The following is a 4,487-nucleotide window of genomic DNA, read 5'->3' on the forward strand; positions in this document are numbered from 1 at the left end:
GGCGGCCACAGCAGCTTTTGCCGATAACGCATGGTCCATCGGGCCGCGCCAAACCGGGCGGGCTGTCTGCTCGGCAAAAGTGGTAGCATGAAACATGGCCGGTAAGGTTTCGTTGTCTTTGCTCGCCCGTTTTCAGCCCCGCTTACTGCAGGATTTGCGCGCGTACAGCCGCGATCGGCTGATCAAAGATGTGGGTGCGGGGCTGACGGTTGGCATCGTCGCCCTGCCATTGGCAATGGCCTTCGCGATTGCGAGCGGCTTGCCCCCTCAAGCCGGTTTGTGGACGGCCATCATTGCGGGCTTCGTCATTTCGGCGTTGGGGGGAACTTCGGTCCAAATCGGTGGACCCGCTGGGGCGTTCATCGTCATCGTTTACGGCATCGTCGAGCGCTACGGCGTCGGGGGTTTGCTGGTTTCCACCTTGTGCGCGGGGGTGCTGCTGTTCGTGATGGGACTGCTGCGCCTGGGGGTGCTGGTGCGCTTCGTGCCGGTCAGCGTCGTCATCGGTTTTACCAACGGCATTGCGGTGCTGATCGGGCTGTCGCAGTTGCGTGACGCGCTGGGGCTGCAGGTGGCCAAGATGCCGGCCGACTTCTTCGGCATCCTGCACGCGGTTGGCAGCGCCCTGTCCACCCTCAACCCTTACGCCGTGGCACTGGCGGGCTTGTGCGTGCTTGGGCTGGCCATTTGGCCCCGGCTATGGGCCACGGACTCGGCTTTTCGGCAGCGGCTCGACAAGCTGGAAGGGGTCAGCGCGCTGCGCGCGACCTCGCGTTTGCCGGCACCGGTGGTGGCCCTGGCCACCCTATCGCTGCTGGCCTGGGCATTGGATTGGCCCGTAGAGACGATCGGCAGCCGCTTTGGGGGCATTCCCCAAGCGCTGCCGGCCCTGGCTTGGCCCGACACATCTTGGCAGACCGTGCGCCAGCTCGTCACACCGACGCTGACCATTGCGCTGCTGGGGGCCATCGAGTCCCTGCTGTGCGCACGGGTGGCCGATCAGTTGCAGGGCGGGCGCAAGCACGACCCCAACCAAGAGCTGATGGCACAGGGTATCGCCAACACGCTGGTGCCCTTTTTCGGCGGCATGCCGGCCACGGGGACCATCGCCCGCACCGTCACCAACATCCGCAGCGGCGCTACCAGCGGTGTTGCGGGTATGGTGCACGCCATCACGCTGGCGGCCATCGTGCTGTTGGCCGCACCGCTGGCACGCCATGTGCCATTGGCAGTGTTGGCGGGCATTTTGCTGTTCGTGGCGTGGAACATGGGCGAGTGGCGCGAGTTTGCCCGCCTCAGGCACTTCAGCCACCATTACCGGCTGAAGCTGCTGAGCACCTTTGCCGTGACCGTGGTGTTCGATCTGACGGTCGCAGTCGAGCTGGGCCTGGTGTTGGCGGTGGTGCTGTTCGTTCGGCGACAAAGCAGTCTGTTTCGCGTCACGCTGCGCCAGGCTGGGCCGCAACGGATCGAGGCAGACCTGTACGGCTCGCTCTTCTTCGGCGCCGTGACCAAACTGGACCCTTTGCTGCAAGCCATAGAGGCCGCCGATACTGGCGTTCAGGTACACCTGGATGCCCAACACATGATGCTGCTGGACAGCACGGGTTTGGATGCGCTGATCGGCCTACACGACGCCATTGCACGGCGCGGCGGCCGCTTGGTCATCGATCATCTGCATGACCAGCCGCTGTCCCTCATGCGGCGCACTGGCTTTCTGGCGCAACTCGGCGGCTGGTCGTCCCTGGCGCCCAAGACCTAAAATCGCGGGATTGTGCAACGCCCACGAAAACGCCCATGAATCTGCTTGGCCTGCCCGATTACGTGTCCGACGCCACCCAATTCATCGAATCGCTCAAGCGCAGCAAGCCCGCGCTGGAGGCCGAACAGCGCGCCGGCCGGGCGCTGCTGTGGGAGCGCCCGCAAGACCGCGACTTCTGGCGCGATGCACAGCGCGCGCGCGTCCCGCAAAAACCCTATGTCTATCAGACTGAGCCGTCGCTGAAGTGAACGGCCCACCGGCCGAGCTGTCCCCCGCGCCCGAGGCGGTGGCCGTGCAGCCCGAGGTCATCGATCAGGTGGCTATCGCACGCCTGTACGGCGAGCCGTTGTTCGCGCTGCCACAGGATCTGTATATCCCGCCGGATGCGCTGGAGGTGTTCCTCGAGGCCTTCGAGGGACCGTTGGACCTGCTGCTCTACCTGATCCGGCGTCAAAATTTCAATATCCTGGACATCCCGATGGCCGAGGTCACGCGTCAGTACCTGGGCTATGTGGAGCAGATACGCGCCCGCAACCTGGAGCTGGCGGCCGAGTACCTGCTGATGGCAGCCATGCTCATCGAGATCAAGTCGCGCATGTTGTTGCCGCCCAAGCCGGCGGCGGACGGCAGCGAGCCAGAGGACCCCCGCGCCGAGCTGGTGCGCCGGCTGCTGGAGTACGAGCAAATCCAGTCCGCCGCGCGCAGCCTGGACGCACTGCCCCAACTGGGGCGGGATTTCTGGCGCGCACAGGTGCATATCGAGCAGTCGCTGGCGCCGCGCTGGCCGGATGTGTCGGTGGACGATTTGCGCGCCGCCTGGCGCGACATCTTGCGCCGCGCCCGCCTGGTGCAGCGCCACACCATCACGCGCGAGACCCTGTCCGTGCGCGAACACATGAGTCTGGTGCTGCGCACGTTGCAAGGCCGGCGCTTCGTGGAATTTGGCGAACTGTTCGATCCTGCGCGGGGCGTGGCGGTGGCCATCGTCACCTTCATCGCCATGCTTGAACTGGCTAAAGAGCACCTGATCGAACTGACCCAGGCCGAAGCCTACGCCCCCATTTACGTCCGACTCGCCTATGTGCCGTCCTGAGCCAGCCGCACCGGACCTGCCGTCGCCATGAACCTGTCTACTGCCTTGGCCGCCCCTGCCCCCCACATTTACGACGCACTGATCATCGGCAGCGGTCTGGCCGGCTTGACGACCGCGCTGCTGCTGCCGTCGGACTGGCGGGTGGCCATTGTCACCAAGCGCTCCATCGCGGATGGCTCCAGCGGCTGGGCACAAGGGGGCATCGCCGCCGTGCTGGCCGAGGACGACAGCTTTCAGGACCATATCAACGACACCATGGTCGCCGGGGCCGGTCTGTGCGAGCCCCATGCGACGCGTTTTACCGTCGAACACGCGCCCGAGGCCATCGCCTGGCTGCGCGAGCTGGGCACCCCCTTTACCGTCGAAGGCGAAGGCCTGCACCTGACGCGCGAAGGCGGGCACAGCCACCGCCGCATCGTGCACGCCGCCGACGCCACCGGCGCGGCCGTGCAGCACACACTCATCGAACGGGTCCGCGCAGCCGCCCATATCGATGTATTCGAAACCCATGCGCTGGTGGACTTGATTTTGAGCGACCGTCACGCCGAGCGCCGCGAGCTGCCCCGGCGCGTGCTGGGCGCCTACGTGCTGGACGTGGCCCGCGACCAGGTAGAGGTGTTCGCAGCGTCGCATACCGTACTGTGCACAGGCGGCGCGGGCAAGGTCTATCTCTACACCTCCAATCCCGACACCGCCACTGGCGACGGCATTGCTGCCGCCTGGCGCGCGGGCTGCCGGGTGGCGAATATGGAGTTCATCCAGTTTCACCCGACCTGTCTGTACCATCCCAAAGCCAAAACCTTCCTAATCAGCGAGGCAGTGCGCGGCGAGGGCGGCATCCTGAAGCTGCCACCGCACCTGGGCAGCCGCCGCTTCATGCCGGATCACGACCCACGCGCCGAACTCGCCCCGCGCGACATCGTTGCACGCGCCATCGACTTCGAGATGAAAAAGCACGGCATCCCGTGCGTGTATCTGGACATCTCGCACCAGCCGCCGGCCTTCTTGCACGAGCACTTCCCCAACATCTTGAAGCGCTGCTCAGAATTCGGCATCGACATCACGCGTGAGCCGATCCCGGTGGTGCCGGCGGCACACTACACCTGTGGCGGCGTGGTGACCGATTTGCGCGCGCGCACCGACCTGCCCGGCCTGTATTGCGTCGGCGAGGCCAGCTACACCGGCCTGCACGGCGCCAACCGGTTGGCCAGCAACTCGTTGCTGGAGTGCATGGTGTTTGCGCGCGCGGCGGTGCGCGACATGGTGGCCCAACCCCGTTGCGCCCCGATCGCCATACGACCCTGGGACGACAGCCGGGTGATCGATGCGGATGAACAGATCGTCATCAGCCACAACTGGGATGAGCTGCGCCGCTTCATGTGGGACTATGTCGGCATCGTGCGCACCGACAAGCGGCTGGAACGCGCAGCACACCGCATCGCGCTGCTGCAGGCCGAAATTCAGGAGTTCTACGCTCGCTTTCACGTCAGCAGCGACCTGCTGGAGCTGCGCAATCTGGTGCAGGTGGCAGACCTGATCGTGCGCTCCGCCCAGCGGCGCAAGGAAAGCCGTGGCTTGCACTACAGCCGCGACTACCCCTACACCCTGCCCGAGGCCCGCCCCACCATCCTG

At 65.6% G+C, this 4,487-nt stretch carries 4 protein-coding genes; all 4 read left to right on the plus strand.

Annotated features, from left to right (window positions below):
• The first annotated feature begins 94 nt into the window (after positions 1-94).
• The gene (locus P3W97_RS08420; protein WP_300845760.1) at positions 95-1,762 is read left to right on the plus strand and encodes a SulP family inorganic anion transporter; all 1,668 of its coding nucleotides are present in this window, start codon (positions 95-97) and stop codon (positions 1,760-1,762) included.
• A gap of 35 nt (positions 1,763-1,797) precedes the next feature.
• The gene (locus P3W97_RS08425; RefSeq protein WP_300845762.1) at positions 1,798-2,010 is read left to right on the plus strand and encodes a DUF3460 family protein; all 213 of its coding nucleotides are present in this window, start codon (positions 1,798-1,800) and stop codon (positions 2,008-2,010) included.
• Positions 2,007-2,855: a ScpA family protein gene (locus P3W97_RS08430; RefSeq protein ID WP_300845764.1), complete on the plus strand. Its 849-nt coding sequence runs from the start codon at positions 2,007-2,009 to the stop codon at positions 2,853-2,855. Before P3W97_RS08425 ends, P3W97_RS08430 begins: the two co-directional genes overlap by 4 nt.
• A gap of 27 nt (positions 2,856-2,882) precedes the next feature.
• Positions 2,883-4,487 (plus strand): L-aspartate oxidase (gene nadB, locus P3W97_RS08435; protein WP_300845766.1); only part of this gene is annotated, 1,605 nt, incomplete at its 3' end.

Source organism: Tepidimonas sp. (assembly GCF_029335975.1).
In the GTDB taxonomy this organism is placed as follows: Bacteria; Pseudomonadota; Gammaproteobacteria; order Burkholderiales; family Burkholderiaceae_C; genus Tepidimonas.

What these genes read in the sequence shown, in the direction of transcription:
- P3W97_RS08420 (WP_300845760.1), top strand. Translation starts at nt 95, where the DNA reads ATGGCCGGTAAGGTTTCGTTGTCTTTGCTCGCCCGTTTTCAGCCCCGC.
- P3W97_RS08425 (WP_300845762.1), top strand. Translation starts at nt 1,798, where the DNA reads ATGAATCTGCTTGGCCTGCCCGATTACGTGTCCGACGCCACCCAATTC.